The organism is Thalassospira sp. MCCC 1A01428 (assembly GCF_002115825.1).
Taxonomy (GTDB): domain Bacteria; phylum Pseudomonadota; class Alphaproteobacteria; order Rhodospirillales; family Thalassospiraceae; genus Thalassospira.
Window position 1 is genome coordinate 1 of record NZ_JFJZ01000038.1, and the last position, 25,496, is coordinate 25,496.

Genomic DNA, 25,496 nt, shown 5'->3' on the forward strand with positions numbered 1-25,496 from the left:
AGCTGATGTGACCTCGACCGGCTCGGGGGATGTGGCGATTACCGCCACCGCGGGTGATCTGTATCAGGAAAACGACAGCACGATTGACGGCGGTACGGGCAAAGTTACCCTGACGGCGGGCAAGAAAATTACGCTTGATCAGGTTCAGACGACGACTTCAGCCATCGCCATTACGGCACAGGGTGGTGACGTTGTTGCCAATGACTTCATCAAAACGTCGGATGCGACGATTGAGATCACCGGCGACAATGATGTGTCTTTCAGCAATGGCCTGTCTGACGTTACCTCGTCGGGTACCGGTGCGATTACCATCATTGCAACCAAAGGCTCAATCACGCAAGCGGATGGTTCGACCATCGATGGTGGCAGCGATAAGGTAACCTTGACCGCGGGTGACAGCCAGACACTGGATCAGGTGAAAACCACCGGTGCGGATATCGCAATTACCGCTCAAAATGGCTCGGTTACTGCGAAAGACTTCATTGCCACCAGCAATGCCAATATCGACATTACAGCCGCACAGAATGTGACTCTGTTTAATGGTGAAGCTGATGTGACCTCGACCGGTTCCGGCGATGTGACCATCACCGCAACGGCAGGCGATCTCTATCAGGAGAACGACAGCACCATTGATGGTGGTACAGGTAAAGTTACCCTGACGGCGGGCAAGAAAATTACGCTCGATCAGGTTCAGACGACGACCTCTGCCATTGTCATTACGGCACAGGGCGGGGACGTTGTTGCCAATGACTTCATCAAAACGTCGGATGCGACGATTGAGATCACCGGCGACAATGATGTGTCCTTCTCCAATGGCCTGTCTGACGTTACCTCGTCGGGTACTGGTGCTGTTACCATCATTGCAACCAAAGGCGATATCACGCAAGCCGACGGCTCGACCATCGACGGTGGCAGCGACAAGGTAACCTTGACCGCTGGCGACAGCCTGACGCTTGATCAGGTCAAGACAAGCGGTGCGGATATCGTTATTACGGCGCAGAATGGTTCGGTTACTGCAAAAGACTTCATCACGACCAGTAATGCCAATATCAGCATTACAGCCGCACAGAATGTGACGCTGTTTAATGGTGAAGCTGATGTGACCTCGACTGGTTCGGGGGATGTGAGCATCACTGCCTCGGCGGGTGATCTGTATCAGGAAGATGAAAGCACGATCGATGCTGGAACTGGCGATGTCATCCTGAAAGCAGGGAACGACATTACCCTTGATCAGGTTCGTACCAATACTGCTGATATTACTGTTACGGCCGATAACGGGTCCATTCTGGCGAATGACTTCATTCGCACCAGGGATGGGTCGATTACATTACTGGCCAATAAGGATGTGACCCTGAATAATTCGGAATCCGATGTGATTTCCGAAGCATCAGGCAGCATTGATATTACCGCGACCACTGGCAAGATCGTGCAGAATGATGGTTCGGAAATTGATGGCGGTGATGGTCGTTTGTCGCTGAGCGCAGCACAGGATATGCGTATAGCCACCCTGCGGACCGGGGCGGGCACGAGCGGTACATCCTATGATGGTGTCACCCGCATGATCGGGATTTCGCTGCGGTCGGTTGCCGGCACGATCTCGCTGGGTGAAATTAGCGCGACCAACCATATTGATATTGTCGCGGGGAACTCGATTGTTGAATCGAACGCCTTTGTCGATCATGGCAGCGGGTCGGTCCAGCTTTCAACTGCCGTGCTGAAGGGCGATACGATTGCGATGATTGCGGAAGGCGGCACCATTGGCACCTCTGCATCGGATCGTTTCGAGGTGCAGACCACGGCACAGGATGGCAGTGAAATCGCCGTTACCCGTGACCAGTTTGCCACCAAGCGCCGTTACACCACCCTGCAAGCCCGTGACGGCATTTATATGGCGGAAACCAGCGGTGATCTGAGTGCGGATCGTATTGTTGCCGGAACGGCAAAGGGTGGTAGCAATGACAATGCTGAAATTGCCCTTGCCATTCGCAATGGCAGCAGCGATATCGGCACGGTTTCGGCACCCGAAAAAATCGATATGCGGGCCAGCGGGCAGGATATTCAGATTGAAAGCCTGACCTCGCGCAATGCTGATTTGTATGTGGAAGGAAGTGACGGACGCCTTGATATTGAAAAAGGCAGTGTTGGTGAAAGCACGGTCATGGAAGCCCAGCATATTTCCCTGACCAGGCTGGAAAACTACGTCAATAGCGCGCAGTTGCTGATGAAGGTGACGGGCCTGAATGGCAGCCTTGCACAGACGGTAAATGCAAATATCAGCGCGCCCAAAAAGATCCAGTTTGATCTGTTGCGGACCAACAAGGCAGTGTTTGATGTTCAGTCTGTCCAAACCCGTATCGTGACGGGGCAGATTACCGGTGACATGATCATGTCACTGCCATTTGCCAAAATGCTAATGGATAACGTGACCCAGAAAATCCGTCTGGGATATCAGTTGCAACTGTTTGACAATAATACCTATTTCAACGAACTGTCGTTCGATGATACCGATTTCAACCTGCCGGTTGATACCCGTATCGTCACCATGGATGACACGATTTTCCATGGTCCGATCGTAATTGACGACCCCGAAGACCGCATTGGCCGTATTACCGCGACCACACCCACCGAAACACCACGCCCGATAACGGGTAACCAGACAGCCGGTATTCAACCGAGCACAACCACACAGGTGGCACCGGCAAGTGTAACGGTGGGAACGGGAAGCATGGTTGCACTTGGCCGTCCAACTGGGGGCGCTGGTGGTGCGGTTGTTACGGGTCAGGGCAATGGGGCGACCAACGGTAACGGTTTCCGGAATGCAGCCTTCCAGCCGAGCATTTCGGTTGGTAATTTAACACCGGTAACGCCTGTATCGTCGACCGGTTCAGGGACGACGCCATCTGCCAATACGCCATCTGTACCTGTTAATCCTTCTACGCCAACGGGCAGCACGGCGGGAACCAGCGCAGGTAACGCTGCCGGGCAGCCGGGATCAAATGGGGATGCCGGTACTGTGAACAGGTCGGACGAACAGGACCAGTAAAAGAACGAAGTGGCGGTGCGGCCGTCACTTCGAAAATTGACGATACGTGCATAAACAGCGCCGGGGCGCTGTCTTTGGGGGACGACATTTTGGCAATTTCTAGCCGTACCATACCGGGTGTTTCCGGTTTGACCGGAAAAGGGTCGTTGCGCCCGATGGTTTACGCCATGAAGGCTGTGTTGATGGCCGGGGGGATGAGTGGGATTTGTGTGCTGGCACCGTTGGCCGCACACGCCCAGCAGGCGCCCAACAGTGTTCAAAGTGATCAACAAAGCAATCCGCTGGAAAATGTCATCCGTCAGGAACAGCGTCAAAAACAGATCAACGAATTCAATGGTTTTGAGCTGCCTGAAATCGTTGATGGCAGCCCGGATTTTACCCCGCCAAAGGCGGGTGCGGGGGCAAAATTTACGGTTCAGCGGTTTGACATCAACCGGTCCGAAATCCTCGACGATCAGACCATTCGTGATGTTTTGGAAAAATATGTTGGTCGTTCGCTTTATCTGGCGGACCTGTATGACATGCTGGCCGAGTTTAACGAGCTTTATCACGAAAAAGGTTTTGTCACGGCGCGGGCCTATATCCCGCCACAGAAAATTGCAGGTGGTGAAGTCCGTGTCATTCTGGTTGAGGGGCGGGTAGGCCGTCTGCGCGTCGAGCAGAATGACTATATGCTTGAAGATTATATCGCCAGCAGCCTTCATATTCAGGAAGGTGATCTTGTTAGTCTGGATGTTTTGGAAAAGGCATTAAGCCGTTTTAATCGGCTGCATCAGACAAAGCTGACCGCCAGGCTGGAACCGGGCGAGAATTTTGGCCAGACCGATATTGTCGTTACGGCAAAAGAGCCGGACCGCATGGCCTATTCCCTGTTTATTGACAATTATGGTGCGCTATCGACAGGGCATCGTCGGAGCGGGGGCTATGCCCGTGCCAACAGCCTGTTTGGCATAGATGACCCGTTAACCGTGGGTGTAACGGAGTCTCGCGGGTCGCGGTCGGTGTTTACCTCATATGAATTGCCGGTTAATTCATATGATACGCGCCTGTCGGTGGGGTATACGCAAACGCGTATCCATATCATCGATGGTCCCTTTGCCGATGACCCGGCCGATCCCGATGTTTATGGCCAAACGCAGTTGATTACGGCCTCGTTAAAACAGCCGTTCATTTTATCGCCGCACTGGTTGATGAATGTCGATTACAGCTATAATGGCAATATTTCCTATACTACATTCGGGGCGGCATTAACCGAAACATGGATTAATCGTCATTCAATCGGGGTTGATTTTAACTATCTGGGCGATACCGGCTTTTATTCGTTCGGTTTACGCGGACACCGGATGTTTTCCCATATTCGTCAGGCTGCAACAGAATATCGCGTAACCAGCAAATACACTGCCAATGCCTTTGCCTATCAGCAACTTGGCGGGCCGTTTACGGCACAGGTCACGGCGGGCGGACAAATGACAAAAGACCGTGTGTTGCCGCCAGCAGAACAGTTTTCGGTCGGCGGCGTTGGCACCATGCGGGGCTATGAACCCGGTGCGTTCTCCGGTGACGACGGTTATTTCATCGATACCGAACTGCATTACAATTTCAATTTCCCTACTGCGTTCTGGAAGGGGCAACCTGAAAACACCCAGGCCAGTGTTTATGTGTTTTTTGATCATGCCGGTGCTTTTCGTTATCGCGATGGTTCACAAAATGACCGTTATCGTCGCGAAGATTTCACCAGCGCGGCAGGTATTGGTGTGCGGGTAAATAATTTTGTCGGTATTGGTTCGCTTGATGCCGCGTTTTTCCAGGATCTGGATTACAACACCAATAATGAAGAAGCCCGTAAACCCAGTTTTCTGATCAGCCTGCGGATGAACTTTTAGGCGCAGTTAAAGACGTTCAGAATTATAAAAGCCCGGCAGGATGTCACCTGCCGGGCTTTATTATGTCAGGGTCACGATTATTCACGCGCCAGGTTTTACAGCCGACCCAGTTTTAAGGGACTGAACGGCGGCATCGGCCAGCTCAAGGGCTTTCAGGCCGTCATGCCCGCTTGGGAAGGCGACATTTTCGCCACTGAGCATGTTGCAAAACGTGGTCAGTTCAAACCGGTACGCATCGGCATAACGCTGCATGAAAAAGTCCAGCAGTGGTTCGGTGGTATAACCGTCGCCATTGGCAATCGTTACCGATGTTGCCCGGTGGTTTTCGGCCTGCACCATGCCCTTGGAACCATGAACCTCGACCCGTTGGTCATAGCCATAGGTCGCCCGGCGTGAATTGGTAATCACGGCCATTTTGCCGCTGGCAGTACGCAGGGTTGCGGTTGCTGTATCGACATCACCGGTTTCCTTGATTGCCGGGTCGGTCAAAACGGCGCCGGTGGCAAAAACCTCGGTCACCTCTTCGCCGAGCAGAAAACGCGCCATATCAAAGTCGTGAATCATCATGTCGCGAAACAGGCCGCCGGACCGTTTGATATAATCAACCGGCGGGGCACCCGGGTCGCGTGAGGTGATTTGTACCAGTTCAACATCACCAACATTACCCGCACGAATTTCAGCATGGACGCGGGCAAAGCTGGGGTCAAAGCGGCGGTTGAAACCAACCATCAGTTTGGCACCGGTTTCTTCAACCACTTTCAGGCAGGCCCTTACGCGCTCGGCTGAAAGGTCCACCGGTTTTTCGCAGAAAATCGCCTTGCCAGCCCTGGCCGCCAGTTCGATCTGATCGGCATGAAGGTCGGTCGGGGTGGCAATAATGACGGCACCAATGCTGGTATCGTTCATAATTTCTTCGACCGAGGCGCGTTTGGCCCCGGTTAGCGCGATGGCAGCATCCGCCGCTGCGTCCACGGGGTCATAAACCGCAGCGATTTTTGCATTGGGCACGCCCAGCACTGCTTTGGCATGGGTGATGCCGATACGTCCGGCACCCAGCAGTCCGATATTAAGCATGGCTATTTTCCTTAACCAAGGGTCGGCATGGTGAATTCAGGGTCGGTCCGCTGGCCGGTTGGCCACCGGGTGGTGGTGGTTTTAAGGCGGGTAAAGAAACGAACGCCTTCCATGCCATGCATGTGGTGATCGCCAAAGATTGATGATTTCCAGCCGCCAAAGGAATGGAACGCCATTGGCACCGGAATTGGCACGTTAATGCCGACCATGCCAACCTCGATATCCTGGCTAAAGGCACGGGCAACGTCACCATCGCGGGTGAAAACTGCTGTGCCATTGGCGTATTCATGGCTGTGGATCAAATCAACGGCCGCCTGGTAATCGGGGCGACGGACGATGGACAATGCCGGGCCAAAAATTTCCTCGCGGTAGATTTTCATTTCCGGGGTGACGTGATCAAACAAGGTGCCACCAATATAATAGCCGTTTTCATAACCTTGCTTGTCCTGGCGGAAGGTGCGACCATCGACAACAATTTTGGCCCCTTCGGTTTCAGCCGAATCAATATATCCGCGCACTTTTTCAAGGTGCTGTTTGGTGACCAGCGGCCCCATATCGGATGATTTATCTGCCGCCGGGCCAATTTTAAGGGCGTTGATTTTCGGCACCAGTTTTTCGACCAGCGCATCGGCAACGGCATCGGTCACGGGCACCGCCACCGAAATCGCCATGCACCGTTCCCCGGCCGAACCATAGGCCGCGCCCATCAGGGCATTCACCGCCATATCAAGGTCTGCATCGGGCATAATCACCATATGGTTCTTTGCCCCGCCCAATGCCTGCACACGTTTGCCATTCGCTGTGCCGGTTGTGTAAATATATTTGGCAATCGGCGTGGAGCCGACAAAGCTGATAGCCTTGACATCCGGGTTGTTCAAAAGGGCATCAACCGCTTCCTTGTCACCCTGAATAACGTTGAAAACGCCGTCGGGCAGGCCTGCTTCGGTCAGCCAGTCCGCCATCAGAAGGGATGCAGACGGATCGCGTTCGGACGGTTTAAGGATGAAAGTATTGCCGCATGCAAGCGCGACAGGGAACATCCACATGGGCACCATGGCGGGGAAGTTAAACGGGGTAATCCCGGCAACAACACCCAATGCCTGACGGACAGAATGGCTATCAACGCCGGTGCCAACATTTTCGGTAAATTCGCCTTTGAGCAGGTGCGGGGCACCGGTGGCAAATTCCACCACTTCCAATCCACGGGTCACTTCACCCAGGGCATCGTCGTGGGTTTTGCCATGTTCGGCACTAATGGCTTCTGCCATCTTATCGGCGCGTTCCCACAAAATGGTTTTGAACCGGTCCAAAATACGGGCGCGGCGCAGCGGCGGCGTTTTGGACCAATCGCGCCATGCGGCTTTGGCGGCGGCAACGGCCTGGTCAATTTCGGCAGTTGATGCCAGGGCAACGGTTTTCTCAACATCCCCGGTGGCGGGGTTAAATACATCCTGCGACCGGCCCGATGTGCCAGCAACATGTGCGCCATTAATGTAATGGGCGATTTCGGTCATGGGTAAAATCCTTTGATTCGGGGCGTTCATTCATTCGCGCCAGCTTATTTGCTGTCGCGCTGGAAAATCCAGTCGTGATCGGGGTGGTTCTGGAACCGCCATTTGCGCATCGGCCCGGCCATGACATTGAGGTAATACATTTCATAGCCATAAGGCGATCCGCACGGATGATGCCCCTTGGGCACCAGCACCACGTCCCCGCTTTGCACGGCCATGGTTTCGTCAAGTTCACCGTCTTCGGTGAAAACACGTTGAAAACCAAAACCCTGTTCGGGGTTCAAACGGTGATAATAGGTTTCCTCAAGATAAGTCATCTCGGGGTAATTATCCTCGTCATGGCGGTGCGGCGGATAGGACGACCAGTTGCCTTGCGGGGTGAAAACCTCGGTCACCAGCAGGCTGTCGGCCACATCGGATTCCTCCATCGCAATCGGATGGATATAGCGGGTGTTGCTACCTTTGCCGCGTTCCACCATTTGCACGTCGCGAATAACACGGGTGGGGTAATTGCCTTTGCCCGGTGCCGTGCAAACCGCAAGGGTGCATTTGGTGGTGGCCTGTGCCGTCCAGTTCGCTTCATTGGGGGCATAAACGCAGTGGGGTGATTTGCGTTCAAACACACTCATGCGGTCGCCAAGTTCGCCAAAATTCTGGTCATCAACCGAGATCTCGGCCTTGCCCTCCACCAGTACCAAAATAACTTCACGGTCGCCGGTAGGTTCACTGGCGGTTTCGCCCGGTTCGAGGTGATAAAGCCCAAAACCGACATAGCCCCAATTGGCTGATTGTGCAGTAATGTCGTGCACCTTGCCGTGGGTGCCGGTGGGTTTGCGTAGAAGGTCGGCCATCAGGCGTCTCCTTTATCCAGTCCGGTTTCTTTGGCCATCGCACGCAGCGATTTAAGGCCAAGGGTTTGATATTCAAGCGGGTTGCGAACGGCAGGGTCCTGTTCGGCTTCAATCACCAGCCAGCCGCTATAGCCATGTTCGCCAGCAATTTTTAACACCGGTTCAAAGGCAACTTCGCCTTCTCCGTCACCGGGAACGGTAAACACGCCGCGCCGCACCCCTTCCAGGAAGCTGAGTTTTTCGCCTTCCACCTGCTGACGAATGACCGGGCGCACATTTTTGCAGTGAATATGCCCAACGCGATCCATATATTTGTGCGCGACTTCTGCGGGGTTGGCACCGCCAAACAAGGCATGCCCGGTATCAAGCAACAAATGCGTGGCCGGGCCGGTATGGGCCATCAGGGCATCAATTTCGTCGGCACTTTCAACGATGGTGCCCATATGATGATGATAGACCAGCGTAATGCCCTGATCGGCGCAATATTGGGCAATGGCTTCCACATCGGCCCCAAATTTTGCCCATTGGTCGGCAGGCAAAACCGGGCTGTTGGCAAGGGGCATGTTGTCATTGCCGTGAATGGCATTGGATGTTTCGCACACAATGCACACCTTGCAGCCCATGGCCTTTAACAAATCGAGATGTGGCTGAATGGCCTTCTTTTCGTCTTCGACCGAATGGGTCAAAAGGTTGAGCGAATGCCAGCCGGAAACGAATTTAAGGCCGTTTGGCTCAAGGGCTGCTTTCAGGGCAGCCGGGTCGGTCGGCATTTTGTGGCCTTTTTCAATGCCGTCAAAGCCGATTTCGCCTGCCTGGCTCAGGCAGGTTTCAAGCGAAATATCCGCGCCAAGGGTTTGGTCGTCATCGTTGGACCAGGCAATCGGGTTGGTGCCATAAAGAATCATGGGAACTTAATCTCCGGGGCGCTGGTTTTTCAGCGCGTTTTGGTAATTTTCGTGGGCTTCATTCACACTGGGTCGCACCGAAACTTCGGGTATGGCAACGTCCCACCAATGACCACCGGCCTCGGTCGAAGGCAGGGGGTCGGTATCAATGATGATGGCATAGGATTTATCGGCCGCACGGGCGCGGACCATTGCTTCTTCCAATTCGGTAATGGAGGAAACCTTTTCGGCAATTGCGCCCATTGATGCCGCATGGGCGGTAAAATCAATCGATGAAGGTTCAACATGGCGGGCGGTATCAAGCAGGTTGTTAAAGCTTTCCCCGCCAGTTGCCATTTGCAGGCGGTTGATGCAGCCAAAACCGCGATTATCGAGAATGACCGTGATGATCTTGTGGCCCAGCATCACACTGGTCGCCAGTTCGGAATTCATCATCATATAGGAGCCATCGCCAACCATCACGACAACCTCCTGATCGGGACGGGCCATTTTAACACCTACGCCGCCAGCAATTTCATAGCCCATGCAGCTATAGCCATATTCAACATGGTAGCCATTGGGTTTGGCCGTTTTCCATAGTTTGTGCAACTCGCCGGGTAGGCCGCCGGCGGCACAAACCAGAATGCCGTCTTCGTCCAGGCTGCGCTGAACGGCACCAATGACTTGCGCATCGGTGGGCAGGGCATTGCCGGTGGGGGTGGCTGTTACCGCATCAACGGCGGCAATCCATTCATTTTTAAGCGCATGATCTGGGCGTTCAAAGCTATGGTCGCCTAACGCACTGGAAAGTTCTTCCAAAATGACCTTGGCATCGCCAATCAACGGCAGGGCATTGTGTTTGGTGCCATCAAAGGCAGCAACGTTAATGCCCAAAATACGGCGGTTCGGGTGTTTGAACAGCGCCCAGCTACCGGTGGTGAAATCCTGCAAGCGCGTGCCAACCGCGATGATCAGGTCGGCATTTTCGGCAACCGTATTGGCACTGCTGGCCCCGGTGACACCAATGGAGCCCAAATTCAGCGCGTCATCCCACGGCAGGGCCGATTTGCCAGCCTGGGTTTCACCAACGCCAATGCCGTGTTTATGGGCAAAGTCGCGCAGGGTAACGCAGGCATCGGCATAATGCACGCCGCCACCGGCAATAATCACCGGGTTTTTTGCCTGTTTAAGGGCGACAACGGCAGTATCTAGTTCGTCCTGGTCCGGGCGCGGGCGGCGCGGTTTCCAGGTTTTGGGGGCAAAAAAGCTTTCCGGCCAATCATAGGCCTCGGCCTGCACATCCTGGCAAAAGGCCAGGGTGACCGGGCCGCAATCGGCCGGGTCGGTCAGGGTCGCCATGGCGCGCGGCAGGGCGGTTAATAAATGTTCGGGCCGTGAAATGCGGTCAAAATAACGGCTGACGGGTTTAAAGCAGTCATTGGCGCTGATCGTGGCATCGCCAAAATCCTCGATCTGCTGTAAAACCGGGTCCGGCGCACGGTTGGCAAAGACATCACCCGGGATCAGCAAAACCGGCAGGCGGTTGACATGGGCCAGCGCCGCTGCCGTTATCATATTGGTGGCACCGGGGCCAATGGATGTGGTGACGGCCATCGCCCGTTTGCGGTTTGATGCTTTTGCATAGGCAATGGCTGCATGGGCCATGCCCTGTTCATTATGGGCGCGCCATGTTGGCAGGGCATCGCCAATACCATACAGAGCTTCGCCAATGCCAGCAACATTGCCATGGCCGAAAATGGCCCAGCAACCGCCGAAAAACGGCACGTTATCGGCGTTATATTGCACACTTAAATACCGCACCATTGCCTGGGCGGCAGTCAAACGAATGGTGTTCACGCCGTTCCTCCGCTATTTTTTCGTGCCTGGTCCCATGACTGGCACAGGGCACGGTATTTGTCGGCCATTTGTGCAATGGCCGTTTGATCATCAATCGTCCCGGTCAGCCATTCACGGGCTGTTCCGGCAAAAATCGTCCGTCCCACGGCAAAACCGCGCACCAGTTCGTGGCGGGCTGCCGCTTCAAAGCTGGCGGCGAGTTCCTCGCTGGGGGCTTCCAGGCCCAGAACCACCACACCCCGGCAATAGGGATCATTCTGTGCAATCGTGTCGCAGGCATGGCGCCATGCGGCATCGCTTTTCATCGGTTCCAGTTTCCACCAGTCGGGGTAAACGCCAATGTCATAGAACCGCTGAATGATCTTTGCCGTGGTCTGATCATCGCATGGCGCAACCTTTGAGGGAATGATCTCCAGCAAAAATTCCAGGCGATTGGCCCGTCCGGCATCAAAAAGGCGCAAAATGGTTTCTTCCTGTTGGGCCTTCATCGCGTCATCATCATCGGGATGATAAAAACACAAAACCTTGATGACATTTTCCACCGGCCATTCGGCCAGCTTGCTGCCCAGATCCGGGCCGATTTCCAGCTGAAGCGGCCGGGAACCGGGCACCTCGACCGGGCGACCAATCCAAAGCCCTTTGCCCGCTGCGGCATAAAGCGCATCGCGCCCCAAACGGCCATCGCATAACAGGCCATAGCCCGGCTTGCCGTCGGCGACCTGTTCAACCGCCTTTAAGCACAGCTTTTTAAACGGGCCAATTTTATCGGGCGATACGCCCAGTTCATCGGCCATATCTTCCAGTTGCATGCGGTGGTCAAAGGCGAAAACGCGCATTTCCGGCCAGTCGCCGATGCGGTTGGTGGCCCAATGCACCTGTTCAAGTTCCGCATCATGGCGCAGCGCCGGGGTTTTCATGCCGCGTTTAAAGAAAAACTGTAATTCCTCCCAACTGGGATAGGCCGGGGTGCAGCCGTGGCGTGAAACGGCAAAGGCGCCGCAGGCGTTGGCATATTTAAGGCTGGTTTCCCAGTCTTCCCCGGTGAGCCAGCCTTTTAATAGGCCCGACATAAAGCCGTCGCCCGCCCCCAATACGTTAAAAACCTCCACCGGGAAGCCGGGGCCGGAAATGCCATCATCCAGGCTGTCGCCAATCGCACCGTCAAAGGCCGATGCCCCCATAGGGCCGCGTTTGCACACCAGCGTAGCCGTTGAAAGGGCACGAACAGCACGTAACGCCGCCAGCGTATCGGTGGTGCCGCCAGCAATGTGAAATTCTTCCTCGGTGCCGACGATCAAATCAAACAGGCCCAGGGTGGCCTGCAATTCGCTGGTGACCTTGGCCGAGGCAATAAAACGGTTTTCCCCGTCGCCATGCCCCGAAAGCCCCCAAAGATTAGGGCGATAGTCAATATCAAGGGCGGTTTTCGCCCCATTGGCCCGGGCCAGTGCCAGGGCCTTTAACACCGCAGCGCGCGTGCGCGGATGTGATAAATGTGTGCCGGTAACGGTTACACAGCGGCTGCTGGCAATATAGTCCGGGTCAATATCGTCTTCGCACAGGGCCATGTCGGCACAGTTTTCGCGGTAAAATATCAACGGAAACTGTTCCTGGTCGCGAATGCCCAATAAGACAAGGGCCGTCAGGCGTTCGGGGTCGGTAATAACCCCTTGCACATCAACCCCTTCGGCAATCAGCTGTTCGCGAATGAAACGGCCCATATGTTCGTCGCCAACCCGGGTAATCAGGCCCGATTTAAGGCCGAGCCGGGCGGTGCCACACGCCATATTGGTGGGCGATCCACCAATATATTTGTTGAAGGATGCCATGTCCTCCAGGCGGCCGCCAATTTGCGCTCCATACAGGTCGACCGATGATCGGCCGATGGTAATGACATCCAGGGTCATCAAATGGTTCCTCCCAGCGATCCTTCAAGTTCGGCCAGTTCCTGCCCGCCTGCCATCAAATCCTGCAATTCTTCAGGTTTGATGTCGCCGCGCATGGCGGTGCCGTGGGTTTGCCCGCGATTAAGCACGGTAAACCGGTCGCCCACGGCCATGGCATGGCGCACATTGTGGGTGATAAACACCACGCCAATGCCGGCCTTGCGCACGCGGTCAATGGTGGCCAGAACGTTTGATGTTTGCCGCACGCCAAGGGCCGATGTTGGTTCGTCCAAAATCAACACTTTGGCCCCAAAATGAACAGCACGGGCAATAGCAACACTTTGGCGTTCGCCCCCCGAAAGGGTGCCAACGGCCTGATCTGCTTCGCGCAGATTAATGCCCATGCGGGCCATTTCTTCAAATGTGATGCGGTTTGCTGTTTTAAAATCGATCCATTTAAACGGACCAAACCCCTTGCGCGGTTCGCGTCCCATCCAGAAATTGCGGGTAACCGACATCAGCGGAATCATCGCCAGATCCTGATACACCGTCGCAATCCCGGCGGTCATGGCATCGCGCGGGGTGGCAAAGCTGACTTCCTTGCCATTGACGCGCATCACGCCGCCGGTTGGTTTATGCACGCCCGACATGGTTTTAATGAAGGTCGATTTCCCGGCACCATTATCGCCGAGCAGGCAGTGGCATTCACCGGCATAAATATCGAAGGACACGCCACCCAGTGCAATCACGGGGCCAAAATTCTTTTTGATGTTGTCCATTTCCATCAAGGGTGTTGCCATCACCGTTCTCCTGTAATCATGCGGCGGATATAGGTGTTCATAATCACAGCCAAAATCAGGATTGTGCCCAGGAATACCCGGAACAACGAACTTTCGGCCCCGGCAAAAAACAGCCCCTGTTGCACAACACCAAATATCAGGGCTCCTAACGCCGCCCCGATGACAGAGCCATATCCACCGGTCAAAAGGGCACCGCCGATAACCACGCAAATGATGGCTTCAAATTCCTTAAGCAAGCCACGGTCCGCTGCGGCCGAGCCAAATTCCATGACCTGGCAGGTGGCAAAAACAGTGGCGCAAAAGGCGGTGAACATGAACATCAGGATTTTTACCCGATCGACCGGCACGCCCACATAACGGGCTGCCTTGGCATCGCCGCCGGCGGCGAAAATCCAGTTGCCAAAACGTGTGCGGGTCAGCAGGAAATGCCCAAAAATGACCAGCACAATCGCCCAGACGACCAGCATCGGAATGCCTTCAACAATCGGCTGTCCGGCCCGTGTGCCACGGGTAAAGGTGCCAACCCAGCCCATATCGCCGAACCACTGGAACAAATCCTTGAAAATCACGCCACCAAACAAAAAGGCTAGCGGGTCGCCCACGGCGGCTTCTTTTACGCCGCCAATAATGGTTTGGCGGGTGGTGGTGATGGATAACCAGATGGTTAGGCCGCGCAGAATATATAAAAATGCCAGGGTAACGATAAAACTGGGCAAGCCGGTTTTGATCACCAGAAACCCGTTTAATGCGCCAATTGCCATTGCAATAACAAAGGCAGCAATGATGGCGGCCCATACCGGCCAGCCCATATGTACGGAAAGAATGGCGATAACCACACCGGAAAAACCGATCATGGAGCCGACGGAAAGGTCAAATTCGCCTGCAATCATCAACAGGCAGGCACCTACGGCAATGATGGCAAATTGTGCCGAAACCACGGTCCAGTTTTTGATGCCTTCCGGCGCGAACATGCCGCTGTCGCCTGCAATCATCAAAAAGAACACAAAAACCAGAATTGCACCGCAAATCGCGCCCAGTTCGGGCCGGATCATGGCACGACGAAGGCTTGAGACTTGCTTTAATCGCTCGTCCGTCATGGCATTACTCTTGTATTTTGGGAAGGGAGAGTTGCCAGGGGGCGGCGGTGTTTGCGCACCCCCTGACGGGAGGAAAAAGGTTCAGGTTTTAACGATATTCGCCCGCATATTTTTCAACCAGGCCAATATTGTCTTTGGTAATGAAACCGGGGCCTGAATTGATGTCGCCCGACGGAAGGACGCCATAACGGACATAGTTGGTCAGGATGACAACCGGCAGATAACCTTGTAGGTAGGGCTGCTGGTCAATTGCAAAGTCGATATCGCCTTTTTTGATGCCATCGGCAATTTTGGCCGAAAGATCGAACGTGCCAAACGGAATGGCACCGTTCATGCCCAGTTCCCGCAGGGCATCAAGGGTCGGTTCAGCCGAATTTGGGCCAAGTGCCAAAACAGCGCCAACGTCCTGATGGGAATTAAGATAAGCCGAAACCTTGTTTTTCACTTCCGACGGGTCCATGCCGGTATCAATCATCTGGTCGCCCAGTTTGGTGCCAATCGCTTCGGCAAAACCACGGCAACGTTCAACCGATGCCGGGTTGGTGATGTAATGGTTCACACAAACAAATGATTTAACGCCTTTGGCCGCCATGCGCTTGCCTGCACCAAAACCGGCATCATATTCCGGCTGGCCGACATGCATCAGCGCGCCAAGCTCGTGCGATTGTTCGATCGTGCCGGAATTAATCGTGATGACCGGGATGCCTTTGGCGATGGCGTCTTCGACCGGGCCTTTGAGCACGTTAAAATCGGCGATGGTAACAATGATACCATCGGGGTTGGATGCCGCTGCCTGTTGAACAATGCGGGCCATGTCGGCAAGGTCGCCGGTGGGCGGGTTGCGGTATTCAACATTCACGTCCATCTGGTCGCCGGCAATTTTGATGGCGTTTTTGATCACGTTCCACCAGCTATCTGAGTCCGGTGCATGGCTGATCAGAACAAAATTTTCGCCCGCTGCCTGCGCACTGGTGGCAGATGTGGCCAACCCGGCAAATGCCACGGTTGCGGCGGCAATCGCGGTCAGTGTCTTTTTCATTTTCATCTTGGTCCTAGCCTCCCTATCGGCTTTTGGTCGGAACACCGTTGTAGGATCGGTGCGATGGTTCTGTGCCGTTGTCTCGGCATTTTGCTTTACGGCTTCTTGTTGCGGCGGACCGCTTGGCAAAAAAGGAAAGCGTTTTGCTTTCTCTTCATGTTTCGGATGGAATTTTTATTCCATTAAAAATGAAATGCAACAGAATTTTCTATTTTTCTGTTTGGTCACGTCGCGCCCCAATTGCAACTGCAAGGGAAATAGCCAGCGACAGCGTGGCCGAAAGGGCGCGAAACGCCCCGACATCGACCTCGGTGACGTGCAAGGTCAGCGCACGCAATTTCTGAAGCGGGCTGGTGACGGTGTCGGTTATGGCAATGACTTCATTGCCGAGTCCGCGGGCATATTGTGCGAGTTCCACGGTTTCCTGCGAATAGGGGGCAAAGGTAATGGCGATGAGAACGTCGCCTTTACGAATGGTGTGGCGGTGGTTCAGCTTGCCAACGCCATCGTGGAAAACGGCGGGAATATCCATTTTTTCCAGCGCATAGGACAAATAGGACGCGACTGGAAAGGCCCGGCGCAGTCCGATGATGTGGATCATGGGCGCATGGGCCAGCAAATCGACCGCCTGTTCCAGCGTTTCCGGGTTGATCGAGGATGCCAGATTTTCCAGCGACAGCCGCCCGGCCTCGACAAATTCGGCCAACAAGGCCGATGGGCTATCGGCCCCCGATGCCTTTAAATTATCCAGCCGTGTAGCGTAATCCGGCCATTTCAGGGCATAGGTTTCGCGAAACATTTTTTGCATGTCGCTAAAGCCGGAAAAGCCCATTAACTGGCAAAACCGCATAAATGCTGATGGCTGCACACCCGCAGCAGCAGAGAGTTCGGCAACGGTAGAAACTGCAATGCGGTCGGTGTTTTGGGCAATGTAATCGGCACATTGACGCAGGCGTTTGGGTATCGATTCGGAAATATCGAGCAAGCGGTGATTAAATTCTTCCAACGAAACGGGGGCGGTTTGATCGCTCATGTCGTGCCTTTTTTGTTTTTTCTTGACGAATGACATGTTCCATGGTCATCCAGATTATAGAACAAAAATTCTATTTTTATTTGGGCGAGGAGTCTAGGAAAATGAGCAGCATTGGCGTGGGCCTGATTGGAACCGGTTTTATGGGCAAGGCCCATGCGCTGGCTTATGGGGCGGCAAAGGCCGTTATGGGGGATGTGCCCGACATTCGGATGGAAGTTTTATGCGAAACGCCGCTTGATAAGGCGCAAAAAATGGCCGACCAGTTTGGCTTTGCGCGTGCCACCGATAACTGGCGCGATTTGCTGACCGACCCGGCGATTGATGTTATTTCCGTTACTACGCCCAATATGCTGCATCATGAAATGGCGCTGGCCGCGATTGCGGCGGGCAAACATGTCTATTGCGAAAAGCCACTGGCCTTAACGTTGGATCAGGCGCGCGCAATGCGCGATGCCGCTGTCCGCGCCGGGGTGAAAACGATGGTCGGTTATAATTACATCCATAACCCGGCCTTTACCCATGCCTGTCGGCTGGTAAAATCGGGGGCCATTGGCCGGGTGGTGCATTTTCGTGGCTGGGTAGACGAAGATTATCAGGCCGACCCCAACCTTCCCTGGACATGGCGCAGCACCATTGCCGATGCCGGGTTGGGGGCCTTGGGCGATATGGGCTGCCATCTGGTTTCTATGACCTATGGCTTGCTTGGTCCGGTCAACAGCCTGATTGGCGATATGCAAACCGTGCACGAAACCCGCCCGCTGGCCGATGGTTCCGGCCATGCCCGCGTTGAAAACGAAGATACCGCAACCGCGCTGATCCGCTTTGAAAGCGGGGTGCAGGGCAGTATATCAACATCACGGTCGGCCTGGGGGCGCAAAAGCCGTCTGGCATGGGAAGTTCACGGCAGTGAAGGCATGATTTGTTATGATCAGGAACGCATGAATGAATTGCAGCTTTATCAAAATACCGGCAACCCGGCCGAGCAGGGCTTTAAAACCATTCTGACCAATCCCCATCATGCACCTTATGGTCACTTCTGCCCCGCACCGGGCCATCAGTTGGGCTTTAACGACCTTAAGGTCATCGAATGTGCCACGTTCCTGTCTGCCCTTGCCAAGGGCGAGGATGCCTATCCGAATTTCAACGATGCCTTTGAATTTGAAAAGGTTATTCATGCCGTTGCAACCTCCGCCCGTGAAGATCGGCGCGTAAAACTGGCCGATTTTGACTGAGCCATTTTATCAGCGAGTCGTTTCATCGGAATGTCTGAAAGTTAGATAAATTCCCCGTTCTTCCCTTTTTGTTGGCTGTTCGACCCGGGTGGATTTGATCTGGTGGTTGGCGAGACCATTTTAATAGAAATGGAATTTCAACCTGCCGGTTCCTCCCCTGTGGTCGGTCAGGCCCCCTTTTGCGCCTTTTTGTCAAGGAAGCGTACTTTCCCCATCTCATCCGCATAATCCTTGGTAGGGGGGCGAAGAAAATTACATCTTTGCGGCGAAATAACCTTACTTGGCATAGGGATATTTAGGTTTATAGTGCGGCGCAGGATTTAAAACATCAATTTATTTCAATGAGTTGTTCATTGTTATCATTCCAATGTTTTGCATTGCAACAATGGGTGATGGGGAAGATTAATATGTTTCGAAAATCGTCTGGACTTGCCTGGAAATTATCCATTTGGCTTGCCGCGCTTGCTATTTTGGGCGTGGCTGGATTTGTCGTCCTTACGTCTCCCTGGACCTGATCACTATTTTACCCGACGCCTGATGTTGCGGATGCGGGCCCGGCGAACCTGGAGAATGGCCGCGAGATGTTTCTTGCGGGGGACTGTTCGACATGTCACGCGACGCCAGGCAAGAAAGACCCGCTTGATCTTGGGGGTGGGCACGCGCTCACAACTGATTTTGGTACTTTCTATATGCCAAATATCTCGCCCGACAAGAAAGATGGTATCGGGAACTGGACCCTGGCTGAATTTACCCGTGCATTGCGCGAGGGTGTTGGCCCGGACAGTATCATGCCAGATGGTGAAAACCTTTATCCGGCGTTCCCTTATACGTCCTATCAGCATATGACGGCCAATGATGTGCGCGACCTGTTCGCCTATCTCAATACCCTGGATCCCGTACAAAGCCAGGTGCCGCCACATGACCTGAAATTTCCCTTCAATATGCGTCGCGGCGTTGGCGTTTGGCGCCTGGCGTTCCTCAACGGCAAGCAAGTTGTTGACGGCCAGCCAAAACCGCTGGAAGTCGCACCCGTCAATAACGACCCGATGAAGCCGGTTGATATTCTGTCGAAAAGTGAAGATATTCTGGCGCGCGGTCGTTATCTGGTAGAAGGTGCCGGGCATTGTGCCGAGTGTCACTCGCCGCGTACCATTGCGGGCAATATCCCCTCGGACATGCGCTTTAGTGGCGGGCCGCAAGTTTCGGGCGTTGGCTATTATCCGAATATTACGCCGTCCGAAACCGGCATCGGTTCATGGACTGCCAATGAAATCACCAATTACCTGAAAAGTGGCGTAAGCCCGGTGGGCCAGATTGCAGCAGGCGACATGGCCGAGGTGATCGAAAACACCTCGCAGCTTTCTACTGCTGATCGCTACGCGATTGCGGTCTATCTCAAGACCTTGCCCGCAGTTGATCATCCTGCCCCTGGCGTGCCGGAACCGAACCGGACATCTAAACTGGTCATGCTGCCCAAACAGAAGGCCAAGCCGGTAGTCCTTCCTGTTTCTTCTCCGGAAGACATCGCGCAGGCAAAAACCGTGAATGTGGTTTACACCAAATCGCTTTTCCTTGACCCGGCAGATGTGACCAAAGCGGATGCCGAACCGGCAGGCAAGCTGATTGGTGGCACCGAAATGGAAATCCTTGAACGCAAGGACGACCTGATCAAGGTGAAAATCACCGGTTGGCAGCCCGAGGGTGTTAAGGCTGTGCTCTATGCACTAAAGGGGCAGCGGATCCTGGAGGCTGTTCTCGATAAGTCGGCAATCGCAGCCCTTGAGACTGGCAAGACGGAAATTTCTGCCAATACCGGACAGACGTGGGGTCAGGCCTCGTTGACGGGGTGGACAAAGGCCGATGGCGTCATCGTGAACACCGAAAAATTGTGGGACTTCTCGTCGGCATTGTTCAACAAAACATGTTCTGCCTGCCATACCCAGCCCGAAACAGGCGCCTATCTTGCTAATCAGTGGGTCGGGACCATCAACGCAATGCGGCGTTTCACGTCTCTTAATGATGACCAGTACCATCTTGTCCTGGCCTATTTGCAGAACCATTCGAAGGATGTGAACCCGGACGGGGAGGGCGAGAAATGAGTATCGCAGTAGCCCGTGAAACCGAAACTTTAATGCACGTGCCCCATCCTGATCGTGAATCGACTGCTTTTTTTGCCGATTGGCTGGCAGGGCTGTTTATGGGGCCGCTTGATGCCGAGGCGATTGCCGCCTTTCAGAACGGTTCGGCGTCGGAACTTCTGGATGCTTTCTGCGCGGCTTTTGGCTGCGAGGAGGCCGGTGCAAGGTTGCAAACCGCCTTGGCCGGTCCGGCATCGGAAACTGCGCTGACGTTATCGCGTTGTTTTCTGCGCATGTTCGAAGGGCTCGCCGGTCCTGAAATGATCGTTCTTTATGAAAGCGGACATGTCGGTAACGGCCTGTTGTTTCAGGAACCGGTTACCAGAATGCGTGAAGTTTTACGCGAGATCGATATGTGGGTTGCGCCGGATTGTTGCGAGCCAGCCGACCATCTTTCGATCGAACTGAGTGCGCTTGCCGAGGCACTTCGGCAAGGCCGGGGCGACATTGTTTCTGCCCTGGTTCAGCGATTGCAAAACTGGGTGCCCGGTCTTGTTGCCAAAATTCGCAAAACGGATCCACAGGGTTTTTATGGCGCTGTGGCCATTATTCTTTCTGCCTTCCTTGTCTGGCTGGCAGATGATCGACTGTACTTCTCGCAAGGGGATGAGACGTTATGAGCAAGGAACAGAAAAAATCTATGTCCAGCAATAATGGATCGTCAACATTTCCGTCGATATCGCGTCGGCGCTTTATGCAAAGTGCTGCTGCTTTGGGCGCGCTTAGTGCTGTCGGAACACCTTTGCTTGGCCGGGGCGCTTTTGCCGCCGAGCCGAAAAAGGCAACACTGACAGGCAGCCATTGGGGTGCCTTTCGCGGCCATGTCGAGGATGGACGGTTTACCAGCATAACGCCGTGGGAGGGCGACAAATACCCGTCTCCCCAGTTGGCCGGGGTGCGTGATTCGGTTTATTCGCCGTCACGCATCAAATATCCGATGGTGCGTCGGGCATGGTTGGAAAACGGTCCTGGTGCCGATCCGGCCGGGCGCGGTACGGATGATTTCGTGCGGGTAAGCTGGGAGAAGGCGGTTGAGCTTGTTGCCAACGAACTCGTCCGGGTAAAAGAGAAATATGGGCCGACTGCAGTTTATGGCGGCTCCTATGGCTGGAAAAGCCCGGGCAAGATGCACAACTGCCAAACGCTTTTGCGCCGTTTGTTGAACCTTAATGGCGGCTTTACCAACTCGTCCGGTGACTATTCAACCGGTGCCGCCCAGGTTATCCTGCCTTACGTTGTTGGCTCGATCGAAGTTTACGAGCAATGCACAACCTGGCCGGTTGTTGCCGAGAATACCGAACTTATGGTGTTCTGGGGATCCAACCCGTTACGCAATTCTGAAATTTGCTGGGCCATTGCCGATCACGGGTCCTTTGCTGGCATCGACCAACTTAAAAGGGCAGGGACCAAATCGATCTGTATTGATCCGATATACACCGAAACCGCGCAGAAGCTGGGATCGGAATGGATCAAACCGCGGCCGCAAACCGACGTGGCGATGATGCTGGGCATTGCCCATACGCTTTATAGCGAAGGGCTGCATGATCAGAAGTTCCTCGACAAATATACTTCCGGTTTTGATCTTTTCCTGCCCTACCTTCTGGGCAAGGATGACGGACAGCCCAAAACGGCCGAATGGGCTTCGGAGATTTGCGGCGTCGATCCGGAAACCCTTAAGGATCTGGCCCGTCGCTTTGCAAAACAGCGCACCATGCTGGCCCTGGGATATTCTACCCAGCGTCAGCACCATGGTGAGCAAGTACACTGGATGCTGATTACGCTGGCTTCCATGCTGGGCCAGATCGGCCTTCCTGGCGGTGGTTACGGCCTGAGCTATCACTATGCTTCGGGCGGTGCACCCACGCACCTGGCACCGTCTTTGCCAGCAATTTCGGATACGCCCGGCGCGGTTGCACCAAGTGGCGGTCCTGCCTGGCTTGCCGGTGGTGGCGCTGCTTCGATCCCGGTTTCGCGGTTCGCCGAAACGTTGCTTAATCCGGGCAAGACAATGGATTTCAATGGCGGCCAGGTCACCTTGCCGCTTATCAAGCTGGCTTACTGGGTTGGTGGGAATCCTTTCTCGCATCAGCAGGACCGCGACGAGATGGTCAGAGCCTGGCAGCAACTCGAGACGTTCATCGTTCACGACTTCCAGTGGACGGCAACAGCACGTCACGCGGATATTGTCCTGCCTGCCACCACATCCTACGAACGTGATGATATTTCGGTTATCGGTGATTATGCGATGAGTCATATCTTGCCGATGAAAAAAGTCGTCGATCCGGTTTTCGAGGCAAAGTCGGATTACGATATCTTTACTGCCATCGCCCAGAAGATGGGCCAGGGCTATACCTATACCGAAGGCAAAACGCCGATTGACTGGATCCGTGGTTTCTACGAGGCCGCCAAGATTGAATCCCGTGCTCGTGGTATGGAAATGCCGGTTTTTGAAGTATTCTGGGAGAGTAACGAGGCGCTTGAATTCCCGCTGGCGGACGCAAACAAGAATTACGTTCGCTATGCGGATTATCGCAAGGATCCGTTACTCAACGCGCTTGGCACCGCAACCGGCAAGATCGAGGTCTATTCCCACGATATTGCCAAAATGAAGTATGATGACTGTCCGCCCCATCCGACATGGATGGAGCCGGTCGAGCGTCTTGGCGGACCAGGCAAGGCATCGCAGAAGTATCCTTTGCATGTTGCGGCAATTCATCCGGTCTTGCGTTTGCACTCCCAGCTTTGCGGAACTTCCCTGCGCGAAAGTTATGCTGTGCAGGGACGTGAACCTTGCTGGATGAACCCGGAAGATGCCAAGGCCCGTAACCTGAAGGATGGCGATTTGGTCCGGGTCTTCAACGATCGAGGGCAAATCCTTGCCGGTCTGGTGGTGACAGATGTCATTATGCCAGGTGTGATCCGCATTGACGAAGGCGGATGGTACAACCCGGTTGACCCGCGTACACCGGGCAGCCTTGATAGCTACGGTGATGTCAACAATCTTACCGTGGGTATCTCGACATCGAAATTGGCTCAGTCAAACTGTGGTCAAACGGGTAACGCCGAGGTCGAGAAATTCGAGGGTGTTCCGCCCGAAGTAACGGTGTTTGACGCTCCGGCCGCCTGATCGTATTGTGTGAAAGCGTAATCAGAAAAAGCCCCGGGGTCAGTTTAAAGACCCCGGGGCTTTTGGTTGTGCTTTGATCAGGAACGCATGAACGAATTGCAGTTTTATCAAAATACTGCCGATGGCCCGGCGCAGGTTTTAAAACCATCATCACCAGCCTGCACAACGCTTCCTATGGCAACTTCCATCCGCGAAGTTTGGCCTGTGCGCCTGGCCGATTTTGATTGGCGGTCTGTTTGTCGCGTGTTTTTGGCCAGCTTGGGAATATTGTGCAACGGGCGGTCACTATGGCTGCCCGTTGAAGTTTTTATGCACATTCATTGCACGGCCAAACCTTCAAAATCTTTCAGTACATTCAGGACAATTGATGTTTTAACGTGTTGAACCGAATCATGGGGCAGCAGCACATCATTCACAAAACGCGATAGGTCATTCAAATCGCGGGTGACAACTTTCAGGTGATAATCCATCTCGCCGGTCAGGGCATAGGCTTCCAGCACTTCGGGTAAATCGGCCAGTAATTCGCCAAATCGTTTGGCATTGTCGCGGTTATGGGTGGCCAGTGTCACCGAAATCACCACCATCAGGCCCAGCCCCAGTTTCTGTCGGTCAATTGCGGCGTGATAGCCGGAAATAAAGCCTTCGGCCTCCAGCCTTGTCCGCCGGCGCGAACATTGCGAGGGCGACAGCGCGATGCGATCCGAAAGCTCGTTATTGGTCAGGCGGCCATCTTTTTGTAGTTCGGCCAGAAGCTTCAGGTCCATTTTATCAAGATGCGTCATGTGTGCGCCATTTTAGGTTTTAATGCGTATTTCGTGCAAAATTTTGCCAGAAGTGCCCAAAAATGCAAGCACATTGCACGGGTTTAAGTGCAAGATTGAGGCAAGTTAATAATTAGACAAATACAAAATCAGGAGACTTCCTATGGGTCCGTTCCCGCACGATGCCCCTCGCGCCACCATTAGCGATGAAAACCCCGCTGGTACCGATGGTTTTGAATTTGTTGAATTTTCCCATGATGATCCCGAAAAGCTCGCCGTGCTTTTTGATCGCATGGGTTATGTGCCGGTTGCCAAACATAAAAGCAAAAATATCACCGTTTGGCGGCAGGGTGATATTAACTATATCGTCAATGCGGAACCCGGTTCGCATGGCATGAAATTTGTTGAAAAGCATGGTCCGTGTGCGCCCGCGATGGCATGGCGCGTTGTGAATGCGCAACATGCCTTTGACCATGCCGTTGCGAAGGGGGCCGAACCTTATTTGGGGGATGATAAAACGCTTGATGTGCCAGCCATTGTTGGTATTGGCGGGTCGCTTTTGTATTTTATTGATCGGTATAACGATACCGGTTCGGCTTATGACGCCGAATTTGACTGGATCGGCGAACGTGATCCGAAACCCGAAGGGGTTGGCTTTTATTTCCTCGACCATCTGACCCACAATGTCTTTCGTGGCAATATGGACAAATGGTGGGATTTCTACCGCAATCTGTTTAACTTTAAACAGATCCATTTCTTTGACATTGCTGGTAAAATGACAGGGCTGGTCAGCCGTGCCATCACCTCGCCGTGCGGCAAAATTCGTATTCCGCTTAATGAATCGACCGATGATAACAGCCAGATCGAGGAATATCTGAAAAAATACAAAGGCGAGGGTATTCAGCATATCGCGGTTGGCACCGATGGCATTTACGAAGCGACCGACAAACTGGCCGCCAACGACCTTAAATTCATGCCCGGCCCGCCCGAGGTGTATTACGAGCAGTCCCATGAGCGCGTAAATGGCCATGATGAACCGATTGAACGGATGAAAAAACACGGCATCCTGATTGATGGCGAAGGGGTGATTGATGGCGGCATGACGAAAATTCTGCTGCAAATCTTCTCGAAAACCGTAATCGGCCCGATCTTTTTCGAATTCATTCAGCGCAAAGGCGACGAAGGCTTTGGCGAAGGCAATTTCCGCGCCCTGTTTGAAAGCATCGAAGAAGACCAGATCCGTCGGGGTGTTTTGAAGGTGGATGCGGCGGAATAAAATC

General features: G+C 54.0%; 18 protein-coding genes. 7 read left to right on the forward strand and 11 right to left on the reverse strand.

All coding sequences use genetic code 11. The features are described 5' to 3' along the window. Together THS27_RS26930 and THS27_RS20610 are read left to right on the forward strand one after the other, a co-directional pair. On the forward strand, positions 1–3,043 hold a 3,043-nt coding region (locus THS27_RS26930; RefSeq protein WP_168184958.1), incomplete at its 5' end, for a hypothetical protein. Positions 3,044–3,132: 89 nt separating this feature from the next. Then, entirely contained in the window at positions 3,133–4,926 is a 1,794-nt protein-coding gene (locus THS27_RS20610) for a ShlB/FhaC/HecB family hemolysin secretion/activation protein (protein WP_139835684.1), read from the forward strand. Between the two features lie 81 nt (positions 4,927–5,007). Here THS27_RS20610 and iolG read toward each other — a convergent pair whose 3' ends face one another. The 10 genes from iolG to THS27_RS20660 all read right to left on the reverse strand — a co-directional run bounded on the left by iolG (position 5,008) and on the right by THS27_RS20660 (position 16,958). Further along, the gene (gene iolG / locus THS27_RS20615) at positions 5,008–6,000 is read right to left on the reverse strand and encodes an inositol 2-dehydrogenase (RefSeq protein WP_085594013.1); all 993 of its coding nucleotides are present in this window, start codon (positions 5,998–6,000) and stop codon (positions 5,008–5,010) included. Positions 6,001–6,011: 11 nt separating this feature from the next. Further along, positions 6,012–7,514 carry a CoA-acylating methylmalonate-semialdehyde dehydrogenase gene (locus THS27_RS20620; RefSeq protein ID WP_085594015.1) on the reverse strand — a complete coding sequence of 501 codons (1,503 nt, stop codon included), beginning with the start codon at positions 7,512–7,514 and terminating at the stop codon, positions 6,012–6,014. 44 nt (positions 7,515–7,558) lie between these two features. After that, entirely contained in the window at positions 7,559–8,362 is an 804-nt protein-coding gene (gene iolB / locus THS27_RS20625; protein WP_085594017.1) for a 5-deoxy-glucuronate isomerase, read from the reverse strand. Beyond that, positions 8,362–9,267: a myo-inosose-2 dehydratase gene (iolE, locus tag THS27_RS20630; protein WP_085594019.1), complete on the reverse strand. Its 906-nt coding sequence runs from the start codon at positions 9,265–9,267 to the stop codon at positions 8,362–8,364. The genes iolB and iolE overlap by 1 nt, the downstream gene beginning before the upstream one ends. A gap of 6 nt (positions 9,268–9,273) precedes the next feature. Continuing rightward, positions 9,274–11,103 carry a 3D-(3,5/4)-trihydroxycyclohexane-1,2-dione acylhydrolase (decyclizing) gene (gene iolD / locus THS27_RS20635; RefSeq protein ID WP_085594021.1) on the reverse strand — a complete coding sequence of 610 codons (1,830 nt, stop codon included), beginning with the start codon at positions 11,101–11,103 and terminating at the stop codon, positions 9,274–9,276. Beyond that, the gene (gene iolC, locus THS27_RS20640; protein ID WP_210402959.1) at positions 11,100–13,013 is read right to left on the reverse strand and encodes a 5-dehydro-2-deoxygluconokinase; all 1,914 of its coding nucleotides are present in this window, start codon (positions 13,011–13,013) and stop codon (positions 11,100–11,102) included. The genes iolD and iolC overlap by 4 nt, the downstream gene beginning before the upstream one ends. Continuing rightward, positions 13,010–13,789, reverse strand: a complete 780-nt coding sequence (locus THS27_RS20645) for an ATP-binding cassette domain-containing protein (RefSeq protein WP_085594025.1) — start codon at positions 13,787–13,789, stop codon at positions 13,010–13,012. Before THS27_RS20645 ends, iolC begins: the two co-directional genes overlap by 4 nt. Next, a complete protein-coding gene (locus tag THS27_RS20650; protein WP_085594027.1) occupies positions 13,789–14,886 on the reverse strand; it encodes an ABC transporter permease in 1,098 nt (365 codons plus the stop codon). Before THS27_RS20650 ends, THS27_RS20645 begins: the two co-directional genes overlap by 1 nt. Before the next feature lie 88 nt (positions 14,887–14,974). Continuing rightward, positions 14,975–15,925 carry a sugar ABC transporter substrate-binding protein gene (locus THS27_RS20655; protein WP_085594076.1) on the reverse strand — a complete coding sequence of 317 codons (951 nt, stop codon included), beginning with the start codon at positions 15,923–15,925 and terminating at the stop codon, positions 14,975–14,977. A gap of 208 nt (positions 15,926–16,133) precedes the next feature. Further along, positions 16,134–16,958 (reverse strand): MurR/RpiR family transcriptional regulator, encoded by an 825-nt coding sequence (locus tag THS27_RS20660; RefSeq protein WP_085594029.1) that lies wholly within the window; start codon positions 16,956–16,958, stop codon positions 16,134–16,136. 101 nt (positions 16,959–17,059) lie between these two features. On the opposite strand from THS27_RS20660, the gene THS27_RS20665 reads away from it, so the two are divergent. The 4 genes from THS27_RS20665 to torA all read left to right on the forward strand — a co-directional run bounded on the left by THS27_RS20665 (position 17,060) and on the right by torA (position 23,455). Further along, positions 17,060–18,190, forward strand: coding sequence for a Gfo/Idh/MocA family protein (locus THS27_RS20665; RefSeq protein ID WP_085594031.1), 1,131 nt, complete (start codon positions 17,060–17,062; stop codon positions 18,188–18,190). A 563-nt stretch (positions 18,191–18,753) separates the two neighbouring features. Further along, complete coding sequence (locus tag THS27_RS20670; RefSeq protein ID WP_256376824.1) at positions 18,754–20,289, forward strand: c-type cytochrome; 1,536 nt, start codon at positions 18,754–18,756, stop codon at positions 20,287–20,289. After that, positions 20,286–20,948: a molecular chaperone gene (locus THS27_RS20675; protein ID WP_085594033.1), complete on the forward strand. Its 663-nt coding sequence runs from the start codon at positions 20,286–20,288 to the stop codon at positions 20,946–20,948. The genes THS27_RS20670 and THS27_RS20675 overlap by 4 nt, the downstream gene beginning before the upstream one ends. Before the next feature lie 20 nt (positions 20,949–20,968). After that, positions 20,969–23,455, forward strand: a complete 2,487-nt coding sequence (gene torA, locus THS27_RS20680) for a trimethylamine-N-oxide reductase TorA (protein ID WP_085594078.1) — start codon at positions 20,969–20,971, stop codon at positions 23,453–23,455. 317 nt (positions 23,456–23,772) lie between these two features. Here the strand turns inward: torA and THS27_RS20690 are convergent, their stop codons facing one another. Then, a complete protein-coding gene (locus THS27_RS20690; protein WP_085594037.1) occupies positions 23,773–24,237 on the reverse strand; it encodes an Lrp/AsnC family transcriptional regulator in 465 nt (154 codons plus the stop codon). Between the two features lie 142 nt (positions 24,238–24,379). Here THS27_RS20690 and hppD point away from each other — a divergent pair, with 142 nt between their 5' ends. Further along, entirely contained in the window at positions 24,380–25,492 is a 1,113-nt protein-coding gene (gene hppD / locus THS27_RS20695) for a 4-hydroxyphenylpyruvate dioxygenase (protein ID WP_085594038.1), read from the forward strand. The last annotated feature ends 4 nt before the right edge of the window (positions 25,493–25,496 follow it).